This window comes from Kluyvera genomosp. 3, assembly GCF_011765685.1.
Lineage (GTDB): Bacteria > Pseudomonadota > Gammaproteobacteria > Enterobacterales > Enterobacteriaceae > Kluyvera > Kluyvera georgiana_A.
The window spans coordinates 2,655,238-2,680,209 of record NZ_CP050321.1 but is presented as its reverse complement, the minus strand read 5'-3'; the positions used below and the strand labels follow the sequence as shown (position 1 = coordinate 2,680,209).

The window sequence follows — 24,972 nt, the reverse complement described above, 5'->3', positions numbered from 1 at the left end:
AGAACCAATGAACAACATCCTCGCCATTCAATCCCACGTTGTTTTCGGGCATGCCGGCAACAGCGCCGCGGAATTTCCTATGCGTCGCCTCGGCGCCAACGTCTGGCCGCTGAATACCGTGCAGTTTTCCAATCACACCCAATATGGTCAATGGACGGGCTGTGTGATGCCGCCTGCGCATCTGACGGAGATTGTGCAGGGCATTGCGTCTATCGATCAGCTTAAGCGCTGTGATGCGGTGCTGAGCGGCTATCTTGGCTCTGCGGAGCAGGGCGAGCATATCCTCGGCATTGTGCGTCAGGTTAAAGCGGCGAACCCGCAGGCGAAATATTTCTGTGACCCGGTGATGGGCCATCCGGAAAAAGGCTGCATCGTGGCGCCGGGCGTGGCGGAGTTCCACAAACGCTATGCGCTGCCGGCGAGCGATATTATCGCGCCGAACCTGGTTGAGCTGGAGATTCTTTCAGGGCACGAAGTTAACAGCGTGAGTGAAGCCGTCAGCGCGGCTCGCGAACTGATCGTCCAGGGGCCGGAAATTGTCCTGGTGAAACATCTGGCGCGCGCAGGCTACAGCGTCGATCGTTTTGAGATGCTGCTGGTCACAGCCGATGCCGCATGGCACATCAGTCGTCCGCTGATTGATTTTGGTTCTCGCCACCCGGTTGGCGTTGGTGATGTTACCAGCGGCCTGTTGCTGGTTAAGTTCTTACAGGGGGCAACGCTGCGCGATGCGCTTGAGCATGTGACGGCGGCAGTGTATGAAATTATGCTGACGACCAAAACGATGGGTGAGTATGAACTGCAGGTTGTTGCTGCACAGGACCTGATCGCGAAGCCAGAGCACTGCTTTAGTGCCACGCAACTGTAACTTAGCACCGAGCGCTGCAATGAATGCAGCGCTTTGTCGGGCTACGTTCGCGTAATCTGCACGTGCGATGTAGCCCGGACGAAGTAAAAACGGATTATTTCAACCCTTCCGCCGCCAGCGCTGCGGCAACAGCCGGACGCGCCGCAACGCGAGCCATATAGTCCGCAATATTCTGATACCCCGCCATATCCATCTTCACGGCAAAGGCCCAGCGCAGCACGGTAAACAGGTAAGCATCGGCAATGGTAAAGCGAGAACCGCTGATCCACTGTGCGCCAGCCAGCGACTCATCAATATAGGCCAGCTTTTTGTCCAGCAGCGCACGAACCGTCGGTTTGTAGTCTTCCGGCGTATCCGGGCGGAACAGTGGAGTAAAGCCTTTGTGCAGCTCGGTGGCGATGAAGTTCAGCCACTCCAGCGTCTTGTAGCGGTTAATGCTGCCGACCGGCGCCAGCAGTTGACGGTCCGCGACGCTATCGGCGAGATACTGCATGATCGCCACGCCTTCAGTCAGCAGGGTATTGTCGTCCAACAGCAGGGCGGGAACCTGGCCTTTCGGGTTGACCTTCAGGAAATCGTCACCGTTTTCCATACGTTTGTGCATCAGATCGACGCCGATCAGCGTGAAATCCTTTCCGCTTTCCCGCAGCGTGATGTGCGATGCGAGGGAACAGGCGCCGGGTTTGTAGAACAATTTCATGGGTAACTCCTTCAGACTATGATTATTTTTGTTGTCCGTTGGCAGAAGGGCGGCCAATGGATATGAAAGTATGTTAGTGCCTGCGCAGATAAAAAAAAAGCCGCTAACATACGTTAGCGGCCCAAAATTATTCGTTTCCCGATGACATTATGCGGAAGCGACTTTACCGTCAGCAGCAGGCTTTGAGTCGTCCTGAGTCATACGGTTCAGTTTCGGTGCCGTCAGCAGCATCAGCACGGCGATAACGGCAGTGACAACGCCAATCTGCAGGAACACGCGGCCATACACTTCCAGAGACATCACCGGGTCGGTTACGTTTTCCGGCACCGCCATCATGCCAGCGACATAGCCGCCGATGATGTTTGCGCCTGCGGTAGTCAGGAACCAGCTACCCATGATGAAGCCCATCAGACGCTGCGGAACCAGCTGTGCAACCATTGCCAGACCCAGACCAGAGATCATCAGTTCGCCGATGCTCTGCAGGCCGTAGCTGATGATCAGCCAGTTAACGGAAACGATACCTGCGTCGGTGGCGAATTTCGCGCCCAGCGGCAGAATCAGGAACGCACCGGAGCACAGCACCATACCAATCGCGAATTTGGTCGGCATCGGCAGGGTGTCGCCCATTTTGTTGTAGATAGCGGCCAGAATCGGGCTACCAATGATGATCCAGAACGGGTTCAGCGCCTGATACTGTTCCGGTTCGAACGCGATACCCAGAATAGAGTGTTCAACGTTACGAATCGCGAAGAAGTTCAGTGAGGTCGGCATCTGGCTGTACAGCACGAAGAAGATGATCGCTTCGAGCATCAGGATAAAGGCCACAATCATCTTACGACGCGGCGCACCGGTCATGGAGAAGGTTTCTTTACCGAAGATAATGATGATGCCCAGTGCGATAACGCCCAGAACCATACGTGCGATGCCCTGGTTGTGCAGCAGCCAGGTCGCGATAGCGATCAGGATAACGACACCAACGATGGTCAGCAGCAGATTGCGGTAGTTAGTCGGCTCGAAGTCAGGTTTGGAACCGTACTGTTTAACCCAACGCTGGCAGAAGGCGAAGTTCACAACGGTGATCAGCATACCGACGACGCTCAGCGCGAACGCGGTGCTCCAGCCGTACTTGGCTGCCAGCCAAGGCGTTGCCAGCATAGAGAAGAACGAACCGATATTGACGGACATGTAGTACATGGTGAATGCACCGTCCAGACGCGGGTCGTCTTTGGCATAGCAGGTAGAGAGCAGGGAAGACGGGTTGGCTTTGAACAGGCCGTTACCCACGGCAATCGCCGCCATACCCATATAAACGATACCCGCGTCGTGGCCTGACCATGCGACTAAAGCATAGCCGATGGCGAGAACGACGGCGCCCAGCATGATAACGCGTTTTGTCCCCAGCACTTTATCGCCCAGCCAGCCGCCGATAGCAACCAGACCGTAAACCAGAGCACTGAAGGAAGAGAACAGAGTAATGGAGTCCGCTTCGGACATACCCAGCTGTTTCACCAGGTAAACGGCCATGATGCCCTGAAGGCCGTAGAAACCAAAACGCTCCCACAACTCGATAGAGAAAATGAGATAGAACGCTTTAGGTTGTTTGAAGGCGTTTAAGCTAACGCTTTCCGTTGGTTTTTTGTTTGCAGTAGACACATATACCTCTTATTTACATCCCATTTCATGGGGGGTGTACTGGGCGGAGATGCTCTTTTTGGCACCCGCCTTATAGTTATTCTGGAGGGAAACGGCAAGTAATGTTCACTATCCTGCGCCTTCAGACAAGGCTTTTGCAATACTCTGTTACAAATAAAAAATCTGGTACAATCAACCGTCTTTGCAAATGTTATTTAGCGTTAAATTTCATTGTTTAAAAATTGACGGTTTATTCTTCTGATAAAGTAGGGCGAAACGCGTAACATAACCATATCTTCTGCTGATGACGCTTAAAAGTAGTGATATAGGCTGGATTCTGAAAAATTGCTGGATGATCATCTTGTGCTCTGTAAATGGAGCATTGTGATGATGGCGGCGTTTGCTACGTAAAGAAACATAAATGCAACATTATGTTGCTCGGATGTTCTCGTCAGCGTTTGTATAGAAATTTTCGCTAGTGATGACGTATTTAACCTGTCAAAGCGGTATATAAGCGCTAAAAGTGCCAAATACTGAATAATTATATGGGATTAAACGCTGCTTGAGTGAGGATAAGCATGCGTGGCGTTGACTTGCCACGCAGCCAGATATGAACTACAGCTCGGTTTTCTCTTTATATTCACAGAGATCTTCGATGAGACAAGAGCCACAGCGCGGTTTGCGCGCGATGCAGGTGTAGCGGCCATGAAGAATCAGCCAGTGGTGGCAGTCGACCTTAAACTCGGCAGGAACCACCTTTAACAGCTTATCTTCAACCTGCTCAACGTTTTTACCGGGGGCGAAGTTGGTGCGGTTGCAGACGCGGAAAATATGCGTGTCGACGGCGATGGTCGGCCAGCCGAAGGCGGTGTTGAGTACCACGTTTGCCGTTTTACGGCCGACTCCCGGCAGAGCCTCCAGCGCTGCACGATCTTCCGGAACCTCCCCGCCGTGCAGTTCAAGCAACATACGGCAGGTCTTAATCACGTTTTCAGCCTTACTGTTAAACAGGCCGATCGTTTTAATGTATTCCTTCATACCGTCTACGCCGAGGTCCAGCATCGCCTGTGGGGTGTTGGCAACAGGGTAAAGCTTTGCCGTCGCTTTATTGACGCTCACGTCCGTAGCTTGTGCCGAGAGCAGCACCGCGATCAGCAGTTCAAAAGGGGATGTGAAATTCAATTCCGTGGTCGGGTGCGGATTGTTGTCCCGCAGACGACTTAAAATTTCCAGCCGTTTCGCTTTATTCATCAGGCTTTCTCTGCGCTATCAACGCCTGCATTTTCTGCGCTAGCAGCCTGTGCACGACGTTGTTTCGTCCGTTCGTCAATCAGGTATTTGATCGCCAGCAGCATACCGAGACCAATGAAGGCGCCCGGCGGCAGCATTGCCAGCAGGAAAGGGGTATCGGTATGAAAGACTTCGATACGCAATACTTTCGCCCAACTGCCCAGCAGGCCGTCGGCGCCGTCGAAGAGCGTCCCATTACCCAGCAGCTCGCGAATTGACCCCAGCACAAACATCGTGCAGGTGGCTCCCATGCCAATAGCAAAACCATCCAGCGCCGACAGTGCCGGGCCTTTTTTGGCCGCAAAGGCTTCCGCGCGGCCCACCACGATACAGTTGGTGACGATCAGCGGGATAAAGATACCGAGAGACTGATACAGGCCAAAGGCGTAAGCGTTGATCAGCATCTGTACGGCACTCACCACCGACGCGATAATCATCACGTAGATAGGAATGCGAATTTCCGCGGGTGTCCAGCGACGCAGGCTGGAGATGGCCAGGTTGGTCAGTGTCAGCACCAGCGTGGTTGCCAGGCCCAGACCCAGCGCGTTGGTGGCGGTAGAGGTCACCGCCAGGAGTGGGCACATGCCCAGCAGCTGAACCAGCGCGGAGTTATTTTTCCAGAGACCCTGGACAATAACCTCTTTAACTTCGCTCATGATTTACTCTCCACAGGATTGAAGTTGCGACAGTTGATTCGGCAGCGTTTTGGCATACAGCCCGGCGCGTTTCACCGCGTTGACCACCGCACGCGGGGTAATTGTCGCACCGGTAAACTGGTCGAATTGCCCGCCGTCTTTTTTCACCGCCCATTGACTGTCGTCAGGACCGGCGATCTTCTTGCCGCTGAAGAAGGTAATCCAGTCGGAAAGGCGGAGTTCGATTTTATCTCCCAGCCCCGGCGTTTCATGATGCTCGGTGACGCGTGTGCCCAGTACAGTACCGTTGAAGTCGGCGCCGACCAGCAGTTGAATGGCGCCGGAATAGCCGTCTGGCGCGGTGGCTTCTATTACTGCGGCCACCGGTTTATCGTCCTTGCGGGCGATATAGATTTTGTGCGCGCCTTTCCCCAGCTCGGGGGCGTCAACGACAAAGCAGCTCTTGAGCAGCGAATTATTATAGCTGTCAGCGGGAATGACCTGCTGGAAAAGCGCGTTTTGCTGCTTTTCTGCCTGTTCGTCGATGGTGTGCTTGGTTAACTGGTTGATCGCCGCGGTTAGCCCGGTAGAGCCTGCGGCGAACAGCGCCAGCGTGACACCGTGTTTACGCATGGTTTTTAACATCGTTATCCTCAGCGGTGTCCGTAAACGCGCGGGCGCGTGTAATAGTCAATCAGCGGTACCGTGATGTTAGCCAGCAGCACGGCAAAAGCCACGCCGTCCGGGTAACCGCCGAAGCTGCGAATCAGCCACACCAGCAGGCCCGCCAGCGCGCCAAAGATCAGACGCCCGCGGTTGGTCGTCGAGGCGGTGACCGGGTCGGTCAGAATAAAGAAAGCACCCAACATGGTCGCGCCGGACAACAGGTGCATCTGCGGTGAGGCGAGGTCGTCCGGGTGAAGCAGCCAGCCAAGCGTCGCACAGACCATCAGACTTAACAGGAAGCTCACCGGGATATGCCAGCGAATCGCTTTTTGCCATAACAGGAACAGGCCACCCACAAGGTAGGCGATGTTTACCCATTGCCAGCCCACGCCGGCCAGCACGCCATGATAAATCGCTGAGTTCAGAATATTTTCTACCGGCTGACCGGCATGGCGGGAGGTTTTAAAGGTATCCAACGGTGTTGCCTGGCTGATGCCATCAATACCTAACTTCAGGGCATTCATATCCTGACCCGCGACGGTGTGGCCAGTAAAGATCATCTGCACCGCGTCCATAAAACCCGGGGTGGCGGCGGCAACGCCGTGCGGCGGCAGCCAGGAGGTCATTTGAACCGGGAAAGAGATCAGCAGTACCACGTAGCCAATCATCGCCGGGTTGAATGGGTTCTGTCCGAGTCCGCCATACAGCTGTTTGGCGATAATAACGGCAAAGACCGTGCCCAGAACGACCATCCACCACGGCGCGAAAGGCGGAATACTGATGGCCAGCAACAAGCCGGTCAGCAGCGCTGAGTTATCGGCCAACGTGCGGGGAATATTTTGCTTGCGCAGACGCAAGACCAGCGCTTCTGCAAGCAGGGCGGTTACTATCGCCAGGATGAGCTGAATAAAGGTTCCCCAGCCGAAAAACCAGCTCTGCACCAGAATGCCGGGCAGGGCGGCGACGATCACCAGCATCATAATGCGCGATGTCTGGCGATGGTTGTGGGTGTATGGGGAACTTGCGATCTTGAAAACCATTTAATCCTCGTTAACGGCCTGAGCGGCTTTCCTGGCTTGAACACGGGCAATAGCAGCAGCAACGGCGGCTTTGCGTGGGTCGTCGTTGGCGGCGGGTTCGCTAACCGCGTTTTGCGCCGCTTTGCGCGCTTTGGCACGGGCGATGGCTGCCTCAACCGCGGCTTTACGCGGGTCAACGGTCTCGCTCTCGCTGACGACGGGCGCAGTTTCTGCCGATTGCGCCGCTTTACGGGCTTTGGCACGGGCAATGGCTGCCTCAACTGCGGCCTTACGCTGGTCAACGGTTTCGCTCTCGTTGACGACGGGCGCAGTTTCTGCCGATTGCGCCGCTTTACGTGCTTTGGCGCGGGCAATGGCCGCCTCAACCGCCGCTTTACGTGGGTCGCTGCTTGCCTCTGTCACATCGGCTTCTGGCTGCGTTTCCGATTTACGGGCTTTTGCTCGTGCAATAGCTGCCTCTACGGCGGCTTTGCGTGGATCGATGACATCATTCGCGCTTTGACGTTTTTCCGCCTGAGCGGCGCGGGCCTGCGCTTTACGGGCTTCACGCGCGGCAGCGACGGCGCTGTTATCCGGAAGTGCGCCGGATTGAATCACAATTGGCTGCGTTGCCTGCTGCTGTTTTTCACGCACCCGCGCCAGGGCGGCATGAATAGCGTCCTGGTCTTTAGCGGTAGGCTGAACGGCCGCTTTTTTATGACGTTCCTCGCGAGCGATTTTCTCACGTTCAAGGCGCTGTTGACGCGCTTCGAAACGGGCTTTGGCCTCAGCGGCGCGCTGTTCTTCCTGGCGGATGGCGTTGATTTCCGCCTTTTCCTGGCGGAAATACTGCACCAGCGGAATACTGCTTGGACACACCCATGCGCAGGCGCCGCACTCAATGCAGTCAGACAGATTATGCGCAGTGGCCTTGTCGTGCTGCTGACCTTTGCTGAACCAATAAAGTTGCTGCGGCAGCAGGTCTGCCGGGCAGGCGTCAGCGCAGGCACTACAGCGGATGCAACCTTTTTCCTCTTCGGGTTCGCCCATTTCCGCCGCCGACGGGGCCAGCAGACAGTTGGTGATTTTCACCACCGGAACGTCGAGCCAGGGCAGAGTAAAGCCCATTAGCGGGCCGCCCATAATCACCATTTGGTCACTGGTCGGGCAGAATCCCGCGTGGCTCAGCAGATGTTTGACCGGCGTGCCGAGGCGCGCCCAGACGTTGCCCGGCAGCGAAACTGATTCGCCGGTCAGCGTCACCACACGTTCAGTGAGGGGCTCGCCGTCAATCACCGCGCGTTTCACCGCGTAGGCCGTACCGACGTTTTGCATCAGGACGCCAATGTCGGAAGAACGCCCGCCGTGCGGCACCTGTTTACCGGTTAAAATTTGCGTCAGCTGTTTCGCGCCGCCGGAGGGGTATTTGGTTGGGATGACACGTAAACTGATGCCGTGGCAGCCTGCAAGCACGGCGCGCATCATTGAGATGGCCTGCGGCTTGTTATCTTCGATGCCAATCAGCACCTGCTGTGGCTGCAGAATGTGTGCCAGAATCTGGATGCCTTCGACAATCTGCGCCGCGCAGTCCTGCATCAGGCGATCGTCGGCGGTAATGTACGGCTCACATTCGGCGGCGTTGATGATTAACGTCTCAATTTTATCGCCACCGCCGCGCAGTTTGCTGCCTGTCGGGAAGCCCGCGCCGCCTAAACCGGCCACGCCGAACTGATGAATACGTTCAATCAGCGCTTCACGGCTGTGATTTTTGTAATCATGCCAGCCGTCGCGAGTTATCCACCGGTCTTCACCGTCGGCATCAATGATCACGCTCATTTCCGGCAGCGCAGAAGGGTGCGCGGTCGCATGAGGTTCAATGGCGACAACTGTACCTGACGTCGGCGCATGAACGGGCAGCATGCGCCCCCAACCACGGGTTAGCGGCTGGCCGCGCAGAACGCGATCGCCCGGCTGAACGCACAGTTCGCCTTCGGCGCCGATGTGCTGCTTCAGAGGAATAACAAAACGCTGGGCAAGCGGTATCTGGCGCAGTGGCGTCCCGCTAGACTGCGTTTTCATCTCTGGCGGGTGAATCCCCCCGTCGAAATCCCAGATTTTGTCTTTTCTGAAGGCGGAGAATAGCTTAAGCATGGTGTTCCACAGGAATAATTCGTACCGGGATCGTTTGCAGATCCCATTTCCAGCTTTCGGTGGTCGTTTCTACCGGGCGTAACTCAATACACTGAGTAGGGCACGGGGCAACACACAAATTACAGCCGGTACACAGATCGCTCACCACCGTGTGCATGGCACGCGTGGCGCCAATGATGGCATCCACCGGGCAGGCCTGTATGCATTTGGTGCAGCCGATACAGTTATTTTCATCGATAACCGCCAGCATACGCACAGGCTCCGACACCGCTTCGTCGCCGCCAATGGGCTGCGGGTCGACGTTCAGTAACTCGGCGATTTTCAGCATGACGGCTTCACCGCCAGGCGCGCAGCAGTTAATTTTTTCACCGTTACTGACCGCTTCGGCGTAAGGGCGACAGCCAGGGTAGCCGCATTGGCCACACTGGCTTTGCGGCAGCAGTTCATCAATTTTTTCGACTACCGGGTCGTCCTCAACGGCAAAACGGCGCGAGGCGTAACCGAGAATGACGCCAAAAATCAGCCCTAATACGCTGATTGCAGCGACAGCAATCCAGAAGGTCATCATTACAACTTCACCAACCCACTAAAGCCCATAAAGGCCAACGACATTAAACCTGCGGTAATCAACGCAATGGCGTTGCCGCGGAAAGGGGCGGGAACGTCGGAGACGACCAGGCGTTCGCGAATGGAGGCGAAGAGCACCATAACCAGCGAAAAGCCCACGGCGGCGGAGAAACCGTACAGCGCCGATTGCAGAAAATTGTGGCCGAGGTTGATATTCAGCAATGCCACGCCGAGCACGGCGCAGTTGGTGGTGATAAGCGGCAGGAAAATACCCAGCAGACGATACAGCGCCGGGCTGGTTTTACGCACCACCATTTCGGTGAACTGGACGACCACAGCGATGACCAGAATAAAGGCCAGCGTGCGCAGGTAGACTAAATCCAGCGGGATGAGGATCCAGGTGTCGATAAGCCAGGCGCAAATAGATGCCAGCGTCATCACGAAGGTTGTCGCCAGCCCCATTCCCATAGCGGTTTCCAGTTTTTTGGAAACGCCCATAAACGGGCACAGCCCAAGGAACTTCACCAGGACGAAGTTATTTACCAGAACTGTACCGATAAAGAGCAATAAATAGTCAGTCATCATTCGACCTGTAACAAAAAAAGCCACCTATTATCTGACAAAGTGCCTCAAGCGACAACAGGTTAACTGTGGGGTTATTACGCGCGGGTAAAGGTGCGTTTAACCCGTTGAGAACGCTTGAGATAAGGCACAATCAGCGCAGCTGCCAACAGGGGAAGCAGAAGTTGACGCACGGCCAGATCATCGGAGATAGGCGAAAACGCAAAAGCTTTGACTGCCAGCAGTACGCCAATCATCAGCCAGATGATGTAGTGTTTTGGCGCGTTGTATCGGCGTTTGAAGAAAGCAATTGTCAGCCACAGCGTGTAATACCACATGGCAATAAATGACAGGAATGACAGTCCGAGAAATAGCGTATTGCTGCCGCCCATTTCTTTAACCAGCGCCAGAGTGTGCGGATTGAGCAGGACGTAACCAAATTTCACCAGCGTGATGGTGATGCTTAAAAGCTGCACAAGCAGCCAGGCTAATGGGCCAAGCAGCCATCCGCCAATACGTTCTGCAGAATTATCTGACATTGTGTCTCCTGAAAATCAGCGCCAGCCATGAGAGGAAAAATACAGGTCGAGGAGTATAAGCAACTGGCGCTGAGGAAAAAACTATTATTGCACAAAACGCCAAACGTTCTTGGGAACCTGTCCAAGATCGTACAAACGACCGCCAGAAACCAGCTCAGCACGGCGATGGTCGGCGGCGCGATACATATTGATAAGTTCTTCAGTGTTGCTCAGCGAATAGTTCAGGTGGTCGTAGAGTTTTTCAAGATTGTCCAGCGAACTAACTTTGCGGAACTTTAATAAATAATCCAGAACGGTCATTTGAGGGCATCCATTATAATGTTAAAGCTCACCGTACACCGTTTTCTACCAGGCAATGGGGAGAAAACGAGACAGTTAATGCGGCATTTATAGCCAATGTGTTTATCGACATCCGTTTTAATAGAGAGTTCAGCGTCTATAGCTCAACCTCGATGGGATATCGCGAATTATTTGGCTATTAAGAATGAATTACAATGACAGAAAATGTGCTTATTGATTTCGCCCCAAAATTAGGGCGATTTTATGCAGTCAGGGCGTCGTCTGACGCCCTGAAAGGGAAGGGTTAGCGGTTCTCGCCGCGACTGGCAATGACGTCTTTGTACCAGAAGAAACTTTTTTTACGCTTGCGCGCCAGGTTCTGCTTATGGTCGACGTAAACAAAGCCATATTGCTTTTTATAGCCGTTGAGCCAGCTCAGTAAATCGATAAACGACCACGGATAATACCCGCGGACGTCCGCACCAAGCGCAATCGCTTTTTCCAGCGCATCAATGTGTACGCGCAGGAAGTCGATCCGCGGATCATCAACCACTTCTCCATCGATAATTGGGTCAACCGCGCCCAGGCCGTTTTCAGTGATATAGACGGGAATATCGCCGTAGCGTTCTTTGATCATCATGATGCCATCGGTCAGCCCCTGCGGCCAGATTTCCCAACCCCATTCGGTATAGACGCTTTCCGGGTTGCGTACGAAATAGAACAGCCCCTCGACACCCTGTTCGCCGCTGACTTTTTCTTTGGGCGGCTGGGCGGAAACGGTCTCACGGCGATAGTAGTTGAGACCAATAAAGTCGCAGCGGTTGTTACGTAGCAGTTCGTCATCACCCGGCGCAAAGCGCGGCACGCCCCATAACGCCTGCGTCTGCGCCAGCAGCTCATCCGGATAGCGGCCTTTCAACACCGGATCGTAGAGCCAGTGGGTATGAATGGCATCCGCCAGCTCGGTTGCTGCGATATCTTCCGCGCTATTGGTCAGCGGCGAGTGCGGCTGAAGCACGTTCACAAAGCCAATTTCACCTTTTATTTCCATACCGCGGAAGGCTTTCACGGCCATGGCGTGGGCGACAAAGACGTGGTGGCAGGCCTGAATGGCGCGCGCCGGGTTTCGCACTGACGGCGGATGGCTGCCGGTGATATAGCCGTGGCCAATAAACACGATGGTTTCGTTAAAGGTGGCCCATTTCTTTACCCGCGAGCCAAAGCGTGAATAACACAGGCGGGCATACTCTTCAAACGCCTCCGCCGTGGAACGCGCTTCCCAGCCACCTTCATCCTGCAGCGCCTGTGGCAGGTCCCAGTGATAGAGGGTAATCATTGGCTCAATGTTATGTGCCAGCAGGGCGTCAATTAAATCGCTGTAGAACTTGACTCCGGCTTCATTGATTTCGCCGCGGCCTTCCGGCAACAGGCGGGGCCAGGAGATGGAAAAACGGTAGCTTTGCAGACCCATTTCGGCCATCAGTTCAACGTCTTCTTTGAAGCGATGGTAGTGATCGACGGCGACATCGCCGTTGGTGCCCTGGTAGGTGGTCCCGGGTTGATGAGAGAAAATATCCCAGATGGACGGGCCTTTGCCGTCTTCGTTATATGCACCTTCAACCTGGTACGCTGCAGTAGCGGCACCCCAGAGAAAATTTTGGGGAAAAGCAGACATGTAACACTCCTTATCTGTGTGATAAGGGGAGTGTAAAGTGAGGGCTCATGATGTGCAACCGGTTTCAGAAACCGGTTGCACGGATGCGATCCGAATCACTTTTTTAACGTGTCGAAATTACTTTTTTTGCAGTGATGCGGTGGCCGTGGGTTCGGGCGACTTGTAGTCGTCAATGTGATGCGCGACAAACAGCAGAAGAACGGAAAAACCCAGAATAACCCAACCAATCAGTTCAACAATACGAGACAATACGGAATTCATGAAATTTATCTAACAATCCATTGATAAAATAACGCCAGAGCAAGATCTTAGCGCGCCCGCGCCACAACGCAAGTTTTCAGCGGAATCGATTCCACGAGTGCTTATTATTTCAACAGATAGCCATTTGCCGCGCCATAATGTTATTAAACTGTTGTACGGCATCATAAGATGAGGTCAAATAAGAAATCGATTACAAAGTTGGTTGAATCCCGTTACTTCAGAAGTGAGGCTGCAATATGAGTGACCCAATCCGCGTAGGGCTGGTGGGCTATGGTTACGCCAGTAAGACATTTCATGCGCCGCTGATTAGCGGCACGCCAGGTATGGAACTGGCGATTGTCTCCAGCAGTGACGCCGCTAAGGTGCATGCCGACTGGCCTGCGGTCAGCGTGGTATCTGACCCCCAGGCGCTGTTTAACGACCCCGGTATTGATCTGATTGTCATTCCTACGCCGAACGATACCCATTACCCGCTAGCTAAAGCCGCGCTGGAAGCAGGGAAGAACGTGGTAGTCGACAAACCCTTTACCGTGACACTGTCACAGGCGCGCGAGCTGGACACGCTGGCAAAACAGCAGGGCAAACTGCTGTCTGTTTTCCACAACCGTCGCTGGGACAGCGATTTTCTGACGGTTAAGGCGCTGATTAATGAAGGTAAATTAGGTGATATCACCCATTTCGAATCACACTTTGACCGTTATCGTCCGCAGGTTCGTGCCCGCTGGCGTGAACAGGCTGGGCTGGGCAGCGGCATCTGGTATGATTTAGGGCCGCATTTACTCGATCAGGCGGTCAATCTGTTTGGCTTACCGCAAAGCCTGTATGTCGATCTCGGCCAGCTGCGTCCGGGTGCGCAGGCGACGGATTACTTCCATGCGGTGCTGACCTATCCGCAGCGTCGCGTCGTGCTCCACTCAACGCTGCTGGCCGCGGCAGAAACGGCACGCTATATCGTCCATGGCACACAGGCCAGCTACGTGAAATTTGGCCTTGACCCGCAGGAAGATCGCCTGAAAAACGGTGAGCGCTTGCCGCAAGCCGATTGGGGCTATGACATGCGCGACGGCATTCTGACCACGGTTGAAGGTGAAGAGCGAGTCGAAGAAAGCTGGCTGACGTTGCCGGGTAATTACCCCGCATATTACGCCGCCATTCGCGATGCCCTGAACGGCATCGGTGAGAACCCGGTGCCCGCAGGTCAGGCCATTCAGATCATGGAGTTGATTGCGCTGGGCATTGAATCCGCGAAGCATCGTGCTGCGCTGACGCTGGTATAAAGAGGCAGGAAAATCCCGGTAGCGAAAGCTACCGGGATGCTTTTTATCCGCGTTGGACGCGGGCGAGGAGCGCCTGCTTTTCGCCCGCCGACAGGAATGCCATTTCCAGGCCGTTAATCTGCGCCTGACGAATCTGCGCAGGAGTTAAACCCGCGGCGGGAGCAGCGACACGGTATTCGTGTTGAATATCAATCCCTTGTACGGCCGGGTCGTCAGTATTCAGGCTGGCCAGTACGCCATGATCGAGGAAGGTTTTCAGAGGATGCTGCGCCAGCGACGCGACGGTACTGGTCTGAATATTGGAGGTCAGACAGGATTCAATGCCGATGCGTTTTTCCGCGAGGAAATCCATCAACGCCGGATCTTCAACCGCTTTGACGCCGTGACCAATGCGCTCCGCGCCAAGCTCACGAATGGCCTGCCAGATACTTTCCGGGCCGGCAGCTTCACCGGCATGGACGGTAATGCGCCAGCCAGCATCGCGCGCGCGCGTGAAGTGGTCGAGGAACAGAGTGCCAGGGAAGCCGAGCTCATCACCGGCCAGGTCGAGTGCGGTAATGCCATCGCGGTGCGCGAGAAGGGCGTTCAATTCTTCTTCACAGGCCGCCTCGCCGAATGTGCGGCTCATAATGCCAATCAGACGCGCTTCAACATTAAACGCCTTGCAACCTTCTTTTACCCCGGCAATCACGGCTTCTACCACGCCGTCTACCGGTAACTGGTGAGTCATCGCCATATAGCGTGGGGAGAAACGCAGCTCAACGTAGTGCAGGCCATTACGCGCCGCATCTTCCACGTTTTCATAAGCAACGCGACGACAGGCCTCTAAAGAAGCCAGCACCTTAACCCCCCAATCAAGCTTGCTGAGGAAACTAACCAGATCCGGTTCATTGCTGGTGACCTGCACGTGCGGCAGCAGCGTTTCCAGCGTAGAGGCAGGCAGCGACAGATTAAACTGGCGGCCGAGATCGAGGATGGTTTGGGCGCGAATATTACCGTCAAGGTGGCGGTGAACGTCAGTTAAAGGCAGGTTAGTATCGATCATGGCAGCACTCTTATTTTAGTTAAAGTGCAAATCATTATACCATAGGGCTATAACCGATTAAAAGTATCGAAAAAAACTCACGTAACAGGGCATTAGCGAAACGATCAGGAGATTTGCCGCAGTTTATTGTGTCTCCTGATGGTTGCCAAACCGCTCGCACGGTAATGCCCTGTCTCTCTTTTATTCCGTGATGAGTTTTGCCACATTCGGCCGGTTGCGGTATTTATCTTCCCATGGCATCCCATAGCCCACCAGCAGATCGTCATTTTCCATTTCATAGGCATAGTACAATTTTGCCGGAATGGTCACGCGGCCCGGTTTGACGAACAGGACGGCCACGGCAACAGAAGCCGGACGAAAATTGTCCTGGATATATTCAACAAGGCGCTTCATTGTGCCGCCAGATTCGATTGCATCATCGATAAGAATGACGTGGCGGTTCTCAATCTGAATGTTCTGGTGATAGACGATAGCCGAACTGTTATTGCGTTCGCCGGGTGTGTGCGGGCAGGAGATATAATCCATGTTAATGTCAAAATGGAGCTGTCTTGTCAGATCCGCCGTATAAAGAATCCCGCCAGGAACCACGGTAATGACCACGGCATCGGTATAATCCTGGCTTAGCTGTGCGGCGACATTACGCACGCCTGCCGCAATACTCGCTTCGTCGAGAATGATATCGCCAATAGTGTGAGTGTTCATAGTAAGTCCCGTTTTCGTTTATTGAAGGCGGTTATTGAGTTGAATTAACCCACCTTAATCACTTTATCGTTTATGACCCTGAAAGAACCGATCGTGACTGATATCCTGGGCATATTGCATGGTGGCACTCTAATCGCAATAACTGGAGGTTGACAGCAGTCTCAGGATTGCACGATTATGATGCTTGTTGCTCGTTTTAATGTGTTAAGGAGTTGTCTTGCTCGATTATGCGGTTTTCCCGGATCAACGGCAAGCCCGGATTCGCCAGATTCTCGCCGAGAAAGGTAGGGTGGTTTGCGTGGAGTTAGCCGCGCAATTAGGCGTGTCTGAACATACTATTCGCCGTGATTTACATGGGCTTAGCAAAGAGGGTGTCTGTAAAAAGGTTTATGGCGGCGCTGTCGCGACGTTGCCTGATGCGGGGCATTTCGTCGAGCGAAAAACGAAGGAAACGGACGCAAAAAGCATAATCGCGCAGAAATGTGCACAACTCGTCAAACCTAACGGCTGCGTCTTTATTGATTCCGGGACAACCAATCTGGCGATGGCTGAAGCGCTGCCGTCAACCGTCGCGCTGACGGTCGTCACCAACTCGCCGGAAATCGCCACCGCGCTGCTTAAAAAGCCGCTGTGTGAAGTGATTATGCTGGGCGGTGGCGTGCAGCGCACGTCCGGTGGCTGTGTAGGCGCCCCGGCACTGGCGCAACTGAAGGGTATTCTTTTCGATCAGGGCTTTATCGGCGGCTGTGCCATGGCGCCAGAGTCGGGCCTGACCGGCTTTGACTATGCTGATTGTGAATTTAAAAAAGCGGTTATCGCGCAGTGCAGCGAGATTATCGTGGGTTTAACGTCCAACAAAATTCCCGCCGTCGCGCGCTATATTGTCGCAGAAAGCCATCAGATTGATATTCTGGTGGTTGAGGAGAGCGTGAGTAAACGATATGCCGACGCTTTCCGGGAATATGATATTCAAATTCACGCCGTTTAGCGTGATATGGCGACAATAGGCTGCTTCTCTGATGATAAAAAAACGGGCTCTTTTATTCCTCGTGATGCTGAGTTCTGCGCATGCCGCGCCTTCCATTGAAGCGGGTTTTTCGCCGGAGGGCGGCGCGCGTAAGCTGGTCATCAAGGCCATCACCGATGCGCATATCTCCATTAAGATGATGGCCTACGCCTTCCAGGCTAAGGACATTGTGGCAGCGCTGGATGCTGCGCAGCACAGAGGCGTAAAGGTCGAAATAGTGGTCGATCGACGCCGTAATTCGGGACGAGTTTCGCAAGCCGCCATGCGCGATGTGGTTAACCATGGAATCGCGCTTCGCGTCGACGGTCATTATCATATTCAGCACGACAAGCTGATGATTATTGATGGCACGACGCTGGAAACCGGGTCTTTTAATTATGCCCGGTCTGCGGAAGTTGATAACAGTGAGAATGTCCTGATCATCAAAAATGCGCCAAAGATAGTGCAGCGGTATCAGGCGCATTTTGCTTCGCGCTGGGCGTTATCCGAGCCGTATCACAGCACATCACCAAAGCAACAGTCTTAACTACGCGTCAACAGCGCGATGATTCGACGCTCTTTCTTCCATTTTAATTTAAGAATATCTGCAAGTTAGTCGATATTAATCGCTGTATGGTTTTTATTATCTTAATGGAGCAACGAAAGAATATGCAGCTGGTGCACGGTATTGAACAAATTAAATTAAACATTGCCGAGCTTGAACGGGGGCGTGTATCCACCGGCGCGAAGTTAGAAGAGTACCGGCTGCTGATTCAACGCGGAACTTGTTTTATGTTGTACCGCTCAGCAAAAGGGGTGGCTTTTGCACCGTCACGCTTTATTGGCTATGTCGGCAATACGCTTGTCAGCCATAAAGAGAATGCGACGCGTGATGGTCGGGTAACTAACAAGGCCATCAACGCCATACTTGGTCAGAATCCAACGCCTAACGCGCTGCTGGACAAATATTACCGCCAGTTCTGCGTTGCAAATGGTATTGCGCCATCGAACAAGGGGACGTTTGGTGTTGAGAGAAAATACTGGTTGTCGCCTGACTTTGCTGATTTAAACACGCTGCTGGAAGAGATGGCTATGCATGACGTGCAGACCGCCGGGGAACTGGGGGAGACAGAGCGCGAGCAGGTTGTTCTGGCAAGAGTCGGTCAGGGCGATTTTCGCACGGGGCTAATTAACTTATGGCAAGGATGCAGTGTATCGGGCTGTGACTATATTCCCGCATTGCGCGCCTCTCATATTAAACCTTGGTCCGTGTCCTCCAATGAGGAACGGTTGGATGTGTATAATGGCCTGCTTCTTGTCCCTAATCTGGACATCTTATTTGATAAAGGCCTGATTTCATTCAAGGATGATGGAGGCATATTAATCTCTCCGCGCTTACCGGAAACGGCCCGCATTGTATTAGGATGTGATGATACGATGGGTATTCAGCCCAAAGCAGAGAACATTCCTTATCTCGCCTGGCATCGCGATAATCTGTTTATCGGTCGGGATGAGTAATTATTATGTAAACCCGCTCTGTGCGGGTTTCATTTTGTTTGATGGCGAGGTGGCTCCTCAATAATCCGTAACAAAGGATACCTTGTCAGCCACCGCTTCTTCGCAACTCGCTGCCAGAATATTGCCTGTTTTTCATGTTCAAAGCGCGGCGTTGGTCGTAGCCGCAGTTCAAACAGGTCCTCGAGCCCATAGGGCGCTATCGTCTCCAGACGATAGTCATCCCTTAGCCTTACGGCTACCGCGGTCGCAGTCTCGGGCCAGAAACGTAGCGCATCCTCCGTTGAGCGGTAGGGGGCGTCGCCGTTGCGCCGGTGCATTCGCGCCTGGTTTTTTACCGACCAGTTAAAGGCGGGGTTAAGCCGCTTCAGGGCCGTCTCAAGCGCGCGATCCTGCCCTTCAGAGAGTTGCTTATCATCGAACCAGACCACATCCACGTCCGCAGGCACAGGAGACCGTAGATGTTTATGCCGATATGCCCAAACGGCGTCGCGCACAAATCCGGCCCCAATCCAGCCGTCGGGGAGATGAAGATGACGAAGGGCGAGTAGCGCCTCCATTCTCAAGGCGTCATTCAGAATTAAGGTCTGCAGCGTTGGCGAATAGTTCATGGGCCGGCGTTTTCTCGATGAGGAGCGAGCTCCATATTACGCGGAAAATGGGATGGAGAAAGCAGACTTTTCGCCGCGCGTCAGCGGCGATATCACCGGTTTAGTAACTCAATGTCACCACCACCGTGTCGGTATAAACCCCCGCCGAGGGCCATTGCTGCGCAGGTACTTCGCCATAAACCACCATCTGCTGCGCCTGCCCGTCGCTGGCGAACTGCTTTTGCGGGCGGCCTGGTGTCCAGGTCGTGGTATGGGCGGCGTCCTGGTAAAGATCGTAGCGGAGGCATTCTCCGTTATTGCAGAGCTGACGCTGGCTGCCGTCCGGGTGTAAACCCTCGCCGATGCTCACCGCATAGCTAGTGCCGGTAGGGCACTGGATAGCTATGCTGGCCGTCGCATCCGCCTGAAGCTGGTTGCCCTGAACCGGACTTTTATTGCCGAAGTCCATATCATCAACGTTCAGTATCTCGCAACCGTTTTTGACCGTGGCGGTAGCGCTGATTTGATCGGTCACGGTGGTGCCGGAGAGCCCGCTGCATGAAGGGAGAGACTGCATAGATGACGCCGAGGCATAGCTTATCTGCACGCTAGTGGCGTAATCATAATAATTCCCCGCGCTGACGTTGTTTTGCCCGGCGTTGATTTTGCCAATCAACGGGATGTCGTGCTCGACGTTGGCTTGCCCCGAGGCCAGCTCAAGGTCAATCTGGGCGTAGACGTCACTGTTCTGGCTGAGCGGATGATGGAGATCATAAATCGAATACAGCGAGAAATAGAGCGGTGTGGTTGACGGCTCATTCTGGCTCATCGGAATTGGGTCGTTGGCCATCAGCTTCAGGCAGGCGCGGACAAACTCAGTGTGGCCGTCATAGTTATTGCAGGTAAAAGGGAGCTTCGTGCTGGTGGCGCTACTCTGTCCGGGCGTGACGGTGCCAAAACTTAACCCCGCCGGGCTGCCGTTCCAGCAGTTTGCCGCCCTCGCGCCAGGGCTTAAGGTTAACATCAACGTGAATAATAGGGCGGTTAGCCCGAGAAGGCGATTTATAGACATCGTGCGTTGAGCGTCTCCAGTGAGCGAGTTGGACGGAATTTTTGCGGCAGCGTCACGCTGCAGGAAGAGGATGCCCATTGCACCTTCAGTCTGCCGCCTGCCGGAGGATCTTCAAGATAGATTTTGCCGTCGTAACCGGCGATCGTCTGTTGGGTTCCGCGCGCGGGCTTCTGGCCGTGACTATCGGCGACGTTAACCTGGGCAGAAAACGGCACGTTTTTTCCATCGGGCAAGGTCACCGTCAGCAGGACTGCCTGCGTTTTATAGATGCTGAACCGCGCAAGGGCGCCGCGGCCGGTTTGTGGGATCACCACTTCTTCGGTGTAGGGCGCGCGATAATCTTCCTCCAGACCCAGTGCATCGATATCAATTCGATTTTCCTGATAGGGATTGAGATTATTCAGGAACAGCTTGCCGTTTTTATCCGTCTGACCCACCGGGCGATGTTCAAGATACACCGGGACGTGGGGGACGCTTGCCGTGTTGACGATGGCAAATGCGCTACCCAGAACGCGGGTGGCGTAGAAATTACCGGAAAACAGGCCTAACGCGCCGGAGAGAGACCCATAAAGCGCGTTATCGTGGGTTTGTCGATTCATACCCAGCGCGATGTCACTCCAGCGAGTACGCCGTTGCAGGCTGGTATGTACATCACTGTTTTTACCGTTTTGCGCCGACAGGTTCCAGCCCCAACCCGGTTGGTTCGAATCCAGCGAACGTGAAAGACTGGCTTGAAGGGCATTTCCATCGTTATCGTGGCTGTTCTGCAGTGAAAGATAATCTTTACGCTGATTGAGCGCCATACTGAAATTCAGATAGACCGTGGTATTATGCTCGTCGCCCACTTCTTCGGTGATGCTGGAGGAGAGGCTGATCTGATGGGTGAGGCTTTTCGACCACGATAAGCCAAGATACTGCGCTGAGGAATCGCAGTAATTTTGCTGTACCCAGCTCATACCGAAGGTACCGATTGCCTCGAAGGTGACACTGGCAAACGCGGAATCTTCACGGGTGGTAAGGCTGTTATCTGCGAGAGATGAAATATCGCGAAAGCCGCTATCGGCCTGCGAATGGTCGAGCGACAGATTGAACCGGCGGTTGTTCCACTGCCAGCCCGCGCCCCACTGACGCCCACCGTCGTGATGATAATGACCGCTTGCCACATTCGCGTGAATTACTCCCAGCCTGGGGGCCAACAGGTAATCCCAGCCGAGTCCCTGGTTGTGTAACGCTGCGCTCTGTTCCGCGTGAGCTTCCAGCGTCGCCCTGTTACTCAAGCCATAGCGCCAGTCGCCGACTCCGACTAACTGGTTGTCGTAACTGAAGGAACGCTCCGTATAATCTTTTCTGACCCATCCCGCGCTGACGCCCCAGGTCGTCAGGCCGGCTGACAGCAACTGCGTCGCGCCATACAGGTCGAGATTGACGACTCTCTGCTGGCCATTGATATCGGTAATCACCACTTGCGCCCCTTCATCGCCGGTAAAAATGGGGGCGGTATTGAGGGTGAACTGGCCGGGTTCTACCTTTTGCGAGGCGGTTTTGATGCCGCGAACGTACAGATCGACGGTCGATGGCAGGGTAACGCTATCGGTCAGAATGTCCTGCGATGAGGTGCTGAAGTTAGGCTGCGTGGCGTAGTTGTGGGCCAGGCTAATCCCGCCGAAGCGCACGCTATGGGTCCAGCTTTGAGTTGAGGTAAAGCTGTCGCCGAGCGTCATGGAAAACAATTTGTCGACGTTCTGGTAATTCCAGCTGCTCATCAACCGTTGGGTGCCGCTGTTGGTGCTCTCGCTGGCTGAGGAAGCCTGGGTGTTCATTGACGTCGAGAAGAACCCGGGGCCAAGGCCAAGGTGCGAAACTCGCTGAACAGCGAAGCATCCTGCTCGCCGTTCTCATGACTGGTGAACACGTTGTAGTTCAGCGCCAGACCGCGCACTTCCGGCGACAATTGGGCGGCGTGCAGCAGATGCGAACCGTTGTGGTTAGTCAGCAGGCTATCACGACCAAGCCAGTTTTGGCTGGCGGCGATATTGACGCTTTGGCTCAGATTATCGAACGTAACGTTCAGCCCGTCCTGCGAACTGAAATCGACGTAGCCTTTCTGTTCTGGAAGCGACGCGGTTTTGATGTCTAACTTACGGGCGTCACTGGCGGCAATAAACAGCTTATTATCAATATATCTGGCCTTTACAAAACCTTTGATGGCTTGCCCGTTAACAAACGCGGTCAGGTAGAGCGTTTCCTTGTCGGCGGCGTGGGCGTAAAAACAGACCATAAACCACAGTGGAAGGGTTTTAAGGCGTAAGCGAGAAGGTCTGTTTTTGCTCATTATCGTTCAAATTAAGTGACAGGGATGACGCACTGCTGATTCCGTCAGGTAAAGGCCATTCCTTTTCACTGTGGGGCAATACATACCCCAATAACCCTTGACTCATCACCTGGCTGCGGCCGCCTGTGAGCAGGGTAATATTGCCGAGTTTACTGTGCTGCGAGCCGTTATTACGCACCTTGAGCATGACCGGGCGGGTCGAACGGTCGAGGGTAAATTCGAGGTCCTGCGGGTTGGGTGGCTGTGGTTTGCAGTTGACGAATACCGGGATGGAGTAGCGCAGTAAAAAGCGCACGCCATCCTTGGGGGCCATATTGTTGGCGCCAGGAAGTTCGTCGACCACCAGTCGGTAGGCGCGTTCGTCACTGCCGCTGAGCGGGGCGGGAAGAATGACGCGAATCAACTGCTGGCGGCCCGCAGGGATATTGGTCATTGGCGGGCTCACCAGCAGATCCCCGGTGTCGCTAAGGACTTCTTTATTATTTTGCTGATGCCAGGCGTAGGCGCGGATCTGCGCGCCAATTGCCGCGCTACCGGTGTTCTTAACGTAAACGGCCTGCGCGGTTTCACCCGCGCAAAAGCCGATGTTGACCGGATAAACCTGAAGGGTGGCCGCCGCTGAAGGCAAGGTAAACAGCGCGCAGGATGCAACGATCGCCGCGCCAGAGAGTAAACGCTTCACAGGCTTCCCCTTCGGTTGTGGTTAGTAAGCGACAGTCAATGTGACGGTGTCGGAATAGTTGCCTGCAGGCGCCTGAGCCAGGGCATCGGCGGTGACGCGACCATAAATAGGGATCGTCTGAATGGAACCGGTGCCAATATTATCGACAGGTGTTTTGGATAGATCGCTACCGGAAGTATCCCCGTAGATGGTGTAGGCCACGGTATCGCCATTGTCGTTTGCCATCTCGTAGGTATGGTCGCTGGCGCTGCTGAGCTGATATTCCGTGCCATTGGTACAGGTCACGCTGGCCTGACTTGTCACCGTTAATTGCCCTGTATCACTGGGGTGCGAACCAAAATCCATATCACCTACGCTAATCTGGCAGGATTTTTCGACGGTAAGGGAGACATGCATATCGGCGGTTGCCGTTTCCGTGGTATCTGCGAATGCCGCAGATGAAAATAAAATGCTAATCGCAGTCAACGTTAATGCAGTGGCTTGACGGTTAATCACTTTAAGGCTCTCTAAAAAAACTAATTAATATTTCTTAATTGAAACTACGGGGGGCGGAGAATAGTGACTAAGAATTTTCTGGGATTGAGTAATCGTGCTATGTCTAAGCGATGTGAATAACAAGATCTGATATTAACAACTGAGATCTCATGCATTAACGCTGCGCAACGCCGGGCGACGTTGCGCAATAAGGATTAACGCAGGGTATGAATGGCGGCAATCAGACGTTCAACGCCTTGCTCGAGTTTCACGCGCGGGCAGCCTGCATTCAGGCGGATAAAGCCGTTGCCTTCCTCGCCATAGGTGTAGCCGGGCATGATCGCCACTTTTTGCTGTTTGATGAGGACTTCCTGGAGCTGACGGTCGTCGATGTGTAGCGGACGTAGGTCAATCCACGCCAGATAGGTGGCTTGCGGCATGCGCCATTGTAGCTCAGGGAAGGCGGCGTTCAGCGTCTGCTGAATGTAACGCATATTTTCCTGCAGATAGTCGCGTAGCGCGTCCAGCCACGGCTCACCCTGCTGATAGGCGGCAATATGGGCGACCAGCGCCGGTACAGACGGCGAGGAGAGGCCATCGCGACTTTTCAGAGCGTTGAGGTAATCATTGCGAGTGCTTTCGTCGTCAATCAGCCCGTATGCGCCGGTAAAGGCCGGGATATTGAAGCTTTTCGAGCCCGATGTGAACAGCGCCCACGGCCCTTGCGCCACATCACACCACGGAATGTGCTGATGACCGTTCCAGGTCATGTCCATATGGATTTCATCGCTGATCACCCGCACGTTATGTTTTGCGCAAAGCGCGGCCATCGTTTGCAGCTCTTTGCGCGTCCAGACTTTGCCGGTCGGATTTTGTGGGCTGCACAGCAGTAACACGCGGTTATGCGGCTGAGCCAGCGCAGCCTCCAGCTTCGCCATATCACAGAACCATTCACCCTCACGCTGCTCCAGCGCGACGCCGACCACCTGACGCTGGTTGCCCTCGATGGTCTTAAAGAAAGCGTCATAGGCAGGCGTATGCACCACGATACCGTCACCGGGAGCTGACCACTGGCGGATCATCTCGGCCACCATATAGATAACAGAGGGCCCGTAGACGATGCTATCCGTGTTGATGGCGCTGTGAAAACGATGAGCGTACCAGTGGGCAATGGCGGGCAGGAAGGCGTCATTTTTCCAGCGGCTGTAGCCAAATACACCGTGGGATAAACGTGCGCTCAGGGCATCGAGGATACAGGGCGCGGTGGCAAAATCCATATCCGAAATGGTAAAGGGCAGCAGATCGGCGTCGCCAAAACGGTCGGCCACATAATCCCACTGCGTACACCAGGTACCATGCCGGTCAATCACCGTCGAGAAATCAAACATGTGAGGATCCTAACGAAGAAAAGAGGTGAGATATTTTGCCCCCGTT

27 protein-coding genes are annotated in these 24,972 nt (G+C 54.2%); 5 read left to right on the top strand and 22 right to left on the bottom strand.

What is annotated here, in order from left to right:
- The first annotated feature begins 7 nt into the window (after positions 1–7).
- Positions 8–868: a pyridoxal kinase PdxY gene (gene pdxY, locus GY169_RS12545; RefSeq protein WP_167575948.1), complete on the top strand. Its 861-nt coding sequence runs from the start codon at positions 8–10 to the stop codon at positions 866–868.
- A gap of 94 nt (positions 869–962) precedes the next feature.
- On the opposite strand, the gene gstA is transcribed toward pdxY, so the two are convergent.
- The 13 genes from gstA to blr all read right to left on the bottom strand — a co-directional run bounded on the left by gstA (position 963) and on the right by blr (position 12,843).
- Positions 963–1,568, bottom strand: coding sequence for a glutathione transferase GstA (gene gstA / locus GY169_RS12540; RefSeq protein ID WP_064545694.1), 606 nt, complete (start codon positions 1,566–1,568; stop codon positions 963–965).
- A gap of 147 nt (positions 1,569–1,715) precedes the next feature.
- Positions 1,716–3,221 (bottom strand): dipeptide/tripeptide permease DtpA, encoded by a 1,506-nt coding sequence (gene dtpA, locus GY169_RS12535; protein WP_064545692.1) that lies wholly within the window; start codon positions 3,219–3,221, stop codon positions 1,716–1,718.
- A gap of 594 nt (positions 3,222–3,815) precedes the next feature.
- Entirely contained in the window at positions 3,816–4,451 is a 636-nt protein-coding gene (gene nth, locus GY169_RS12530; RefSeq protein WP_167575947.1) for an endonuclease III, read from the bottom strand.
- Positions 4,451–5,146, bottom strand: coding sequence for an electron transport complex subunit E (locus GY169_RS12525; RefSeq protein ID WP_167575946.1), 696 nt, complete (start codon positions 5,144–5,146; stop codon positions 4,451–4,453). Before GY169_RS12525 ends, nth begins: the two co-directional genes overlap by 1 nt.
- 3 nt (positions 5,147–5,149) lie before the next feature.
- A complete protein-coding gene (gene rsxG / locus GY169_RS12520) occupies positions 5,150–5,770 on the bottom strand; it encodes an electron transport complex subunit RsxG (protein WP_167575945.1) in 621 nt (206 codons plus the stop codon).
- A gap of 8 nt (positions 5,771–5,778) precedes the next feature.
- A complete protein-coding gene (rsxD, locus tag GY169_RS12515) occupies positions 5,779–6,831 on the bottom strand; it encodes an electron transport complex subunit RsxD (RefSeq protein ID WP_167575944.1) in 1,053 nt (350 codons plus the stop codon).
- Positions 6,832–8,961, bottom strand: a complete 2,130-nt coding sequence (gene rsxC / locus GY169_RS12510) for an electron transport complex subunit RsxC (protein WP_167575943.1) — start codon at positions 8,959–8,961, stop codon at positions 6,832–6,834.
- A complete protein-coding gene (gene rsxB, locus GY169_RS12505; RefSeq protein WP_163449423.1) occupies positions 8,954–9,529 on the bottom strand; it encodes an electron transport complex subunit RsxB in 576 nt (191 codons plus the stop codon). The genes rsxC and rsxB overlap by 8 nt, the downstream gene beginning before the upstream one ends.
- Positions 9,529–10,110 carry an electron transport complex subunit RsxA gene (gene rsxA / locus GY169_RS12500; RefSeq protein ID WP_064545680.1) on the bottom strand — a complete coding sequence of 194 codons (582 nt, stop codon included), beginning with the start codon at positions 10,108–10,110 and terminating at the stop codon, positions 9,529–9,531. The genes rsxB and rsxA overlap by 1 nt, the downstream gene beginning before the upstream one ends.
- 77 nt (positions 10,111–10,187) lie before the next feature.
- Positions 10,188–10,628: a DUF2569 domain-containing protein gene (locus GY169_RS12495; RefSeq protein ID WP_163449422.1), complete on the bottom strand. Its 441-nt coding sequence runs from the start codon at positions 10,626–10,628 to the stop codon at positions 10,188–10,190.
- An 84-nt stretch (positions 10,629–10,712) separates the two neighbouring features.
- Positions 10,713–10,928 carry a transcription modulator YdgT gene (gene ydgT / locus GY169_RS12490; RefSeq protein ID WP_163449421.1) on the bottom strand — a complete coding sequence of 72 codons (216 nt, stop codon included), beginning with the start codon at positions 10,926–10,928 and terminating at the stop codon, positions 10,713–10,715.
- Positions 10,929–11,211: 283 nt separating this feature from the next.
- The gene (locus GY169_RS12485; protein ID WP_167575942.1) at positions 11,212–12,582 is read right to left on the bottom strand and encodes a GH1 family beta-glucosidase; all 1,371 of its coding nucleotides are present in this window, start codon (positions 12,580–12,582) and stop codon (positions 11,212–11,214) included.
- A 117-nt stretch (positions 12,583–12,699) separates the two neighbouring features.
- A complete protein-coding gene (gene blr / locus GY169_RS12480) occupies positions 12,700–12,843 on the bottom strand; it encodes a division septum protein Blr (protein ID WP_163449419.1) in 144 nt (47 codons plus the stop codon).
- A 236-nt stretch (positions 12,844–13,079) separates the two neighbouring features.
- Between blr and GY169_RS12475 the strand changes: the two genes are divergently transcribed.
- Positions 13,080–14,120, top strand: coding sequence for an oxidoreductase (locus tag GY169_RS12475; RefSeq protein ID WP_167575941.1), 1,041 nt, complete (start codon positions 13,080–13,082; stop codon positions 14,118–14,120).
- A gap of 43 nt (positions 14,121–14,163) precedes the next feature.
- On the opposite strand, the gene add is transcribed toward GY169_RS12475, so the two are convergent.
- Entirely contained in the window at positions 14,164–15,165 is a 1,002-nt protein-coding gene (add, locus tag GY169_RS12470; RefSeq protein WP_167575940.1) for an adenosine deaminase, read from the bottom strand.
- Positions 15,166–15,345: 180 nt separating this feature from the next.
- Positions 15,346–15,867: a phosphoribosyltransferase gene (locus GY169_RS12465; RefSeq protein ID WP_167575939.1), complete on the bottom strand. Its 522-nt coding sequence runs from the start codon at positions 15,865–15,867 to the stop codon at positions 15,346–15,348.
- 217 nt (positions 15,868–16,084) lie between these two features.
- Between GY169_RS12465 and GY169_RS12460 the strand changes: the two genes are divergently transcribed.
- From GY169_RS12460 to GY169_RS12450, 3 genes are all read left to right on the top strand, one after another.
- Positions 16,085–16,855 (top strand): DeoR/GlpR family DNA-binding transcription regulator, encoded by a 771-nt coding sequence (locus GY169_RS12460; RefSeq protein ID WP_167575938.1) that lies wholly within the window; start codon positions 16,085–16,087, stop codon positions 16,853–16,855.
- Positions 16,856–16,886: 31 nt separating this feature from the next.
- Complete coding sequence (locus tag GY169_RS12455) at positions 16,887–17,420, top strand: phospholipase D family protein (RefSeq protein WP_167575937.1); 534 nt, start codon at positions 16,887–16,889, stop codon at positions 17,418–17,420.
- 122 nt (positions 17,421–17,542) lie between these two features.
- Entirely contained in the window at positions 17,543–18,391 is an 849-nt protein-coding gene (locus GY169_RS12450; RefSeq protein ID WP_163449413.1) for an HNH endonuclease, read from the top strand.
- Between the two features lie 29 nt (positions 18,392–18,420).
- On the opposite strand, the gene GY169_RS12445 is transcribed toward GY169_RS12450, so the two are convergent.
- From GY169_RS12445 to GY169_RS12420, 7 genes are all read right to left on the bottom strand, one after another.
- A complete protein-coding gene (locus GY169_RS12445; RefSeq protein ID WP_163449412.1) occupies positions 18,421–18,999 on the bottom strand; it encodes a nucleotidyltransferase family protein in 579 nt (192 codons plus the stop codon).
- 100 nt (positions 19,000–19,099) lie between these two features.
- Positions 19,100–20,050, bottom strand: a complete 951-nt coding sequence (locus tag GY169_RS12440) for a spore coat U domain-containing protein (protein WP_163449411.1) — start codon at positions 20,048–20,050, stop codon at positions 19,100–19,102.
- Positions 20,041–21,870, bottom strand: a complete 1,830-nt coding sequence (locus GY169_RS12435) for a fimbria/pilus outer membrane usher protein (RefSeq protein ID WP_223882093.1) — start codon at positions 21,868–21,870, stop codon at positions 20,041–20,043. Before GY169_RS12435 ends, GY169_RS12440 begins: the two co-directional genes overlap by 10 nt.
- The gene (locus GY169_RS23425; protein ID WP_223882092.1) at positions 21,867–22,382 is read right to left on the bottom strand and encodes a hypothetical protein; all 516 of its coding nucleotides are present in this window, start codon (positions 22,380–22,382) and stop codon (positions 21,867–21,869) included. The genes GY169_RS12435 and GY169_RS23425 overlap by 4 nt, the downstream gene beginning before the upstream one ends.
- Positions 22,348–23,064, bottom strand: coding sequence for a molecular chaperone (locus GY169_RS12430; RefSeq protein WP_167575936.1), 717 nt, complete (start codon positions 23,062–23,064; stop codon positions 22,348–22,350). The genes GY169_RS23425 and GY169_RS12430 overlap by 35 nt, the downstream gene beginning before the upstream one ends.
- A gap of 21 nt (positions 23,065–23,085) precedes the next feature.
- The gene (locus GY169_RS12425) at positions 23,086–23,460 is read right to left on the bottom strand and encodes a spore coat U domain-containing protein (protein ID WP_223802552.1); all 375 of its coding nucleotides are present in this window, start codon (positions 23,458–23,460) and stop codon (positions 23,086–23,088) included.
- Between the two features lie 293 nt (positions 23,461–23,753).
- Positions 23,754–24,926, bottom strand: coding sequence for a MalY/PatB family protein (locus GY169_RS12420; protein ID WP_167575934.1), 1,173 nt, complete (start codon positions 24,924–24,926; stop codon positions 23,754–23,756).
- Between the last annotated feature and the right edge of the window lie 46 nt (positions 24,927–24,972).

Bases quoted from the DNA above. Each gene is read 5' to 3' on its own strand.
- GY169_RS12450 (WP_163449413.1), top strand. From the start codon at position 17,543: ATGCAGCTGGTGCACGGTATTGAACAAATTAAATTAAACATTGCCGAG.
- GY169_RS12435 (WP_223882093.1), bottom strand. From the start codon at position 21,870: ATGAACACCCAGGCTTCCTCAGCCAGCGAGAGCACCAACAGCGGCACC.
- GY169_RS12440 (WP_163449411.1), bottom strand. From the start codon at position 20,050: ATGTCTATAAATCGCCTTCTCGGGCTAACCGCCCTATTATTCACGTTG.
- GY169_RS12495 (WP_163449422.1), bottom strand. From the start codon at position 10,628: ATGTCAGATAATTCTGCAGAACGTATTGGCGGATGGCTGCTTGGCCCA.
- GY169_RS23425 (WP_223882092.1), bottom strand. From the start codon at position 22,382: ATGAGCAAAAACAGACCTTCTCGCTTACGCCTTAAAACCCTTCCACTG.
- rsxD (WP_167575944.1), bottom strand. From the start codon at position 6,831: ATGGTTTTCAAGATCGCAAGTTCCCCATACACCCACAACCATCGCCAG.
- GY169_RS12425 (WP_223802552.1), bottom strand. From the start codon at position 23,460: ATGCATGTCTCCCTTACCGTCGAAAAATCCTGCCAGATTAGCGTAGGT.
- pdxY (WP_167575948.1), top strand. From the start codon at position 8: ATGAACAACATCCTCGCCATTCAATCCCACGTTGTTTTCGGGCATGCC.
- rsxA (WP_064545680.1), bottom strand. From the start codon at position 10,110: ATGACTGACTATTTATTGCTCTTTATCGGTACAGTTCTGGTAAATAAC.
- GY169_RS12465 (WP_167575939.1), bottom strand. From the start codon at position 15,867: ATGAACACTCACACTATTGGCGATATCATTCTCGACGAAGCGAGTATT.
- rsxC (WP_167575943.1), bottom strand. From the start codon at position 8,961: ATGCTTAAGCTATTCTCCGCCTTCAGAAAAGACAAAATCTGGGATTTC.
- GY169_RS12445 (WP_163449412.1), bottom strand. From the start codon at position 18,999: ATGAACTATTCGCCAACGCTGCAGACCTTAATTCTGAATGACGCCTTG.
- GY169_RS12455 (WP_167575937.1), top strand. From the start codon at position 16,887: ATGATAAAAAAACGGGCTCTTTTATTCCTCGTGATGCTGAGTTCTGCG.
- nth (WP_167575947.1), bottom strand. From the start codon at position 4,451: ATGAATAAAGCGAAACGGCTGGAAATTTTAAGTCGTCTGCGGGACAAC.
- GY169_RS12485 (WP_167575942.1), bottom strand. From the start codon at position 12,582: ATGTCTGCTTTTCCCCAAAATTTTCTCTGGGGTGCCGCTACTGCAGCG.
- add (WP_167575940.1), bottom strand. From the start codon at position 15,165: ATGATCGATACTAACCTGCCTTTAACTGACGTTCACCGCCACCTTGAC.
- blr (WP_163449419.1), bottom strand. From the start codon at position 12,843: ATGAATTCCGTATTGTCTCGTATTGTTGAACTGATTGGTTGGGTTATT.
- GY169_RS12420 (WP_167575934.1), bottom strand. From the start codon at position 24,926: ATGTTTGATTTCTCGACGGTGATTGACCGGCATGGTACCTGGTGTACG.
- ydgT (WP_163449421.1), bottom strand. From the start codon at position 10,928: ATGACCGTTCTGGATTATTTATTAAAGTTCCGCAAAGTTAGTTCGCTG.
- GY169_RS12475 (WP_167575941.1), top strand. From the start codon at position 13,080: ATGAGTGACCCAATCCGCGTAGGGCTGGTGGGCTATGGTTACGCCAGT.
- gstA (WP_064545694.1), bottom strand. From the start codon at position 1,568: ATGAAATTGTTCTACAAACCCGGCGCCTGTTCCCTCGCATCGCACATC.
- rsxB (WP_163449423.1), bottom strand. From the start codon at position 9,529: ATGATGACCTTCTGGATTGCTGTCGCTGCAATCAGCGTATTAGGGCTG.
- rsxG (WP_167575945.1), bottom strand. From the start codon at position 5,770: ATGTTAAAAACCATGCGTAAACACGGTGTCACGCTGGCGCTGTTCGCC.
- GY169_RS12525 (WP_167575946.1), bottom strand. From the start codon at position 5,146: ATGAGCGAAGTTAAAGAGGTTATTGTCCAGGGTCTCTGGAAAAATAAC.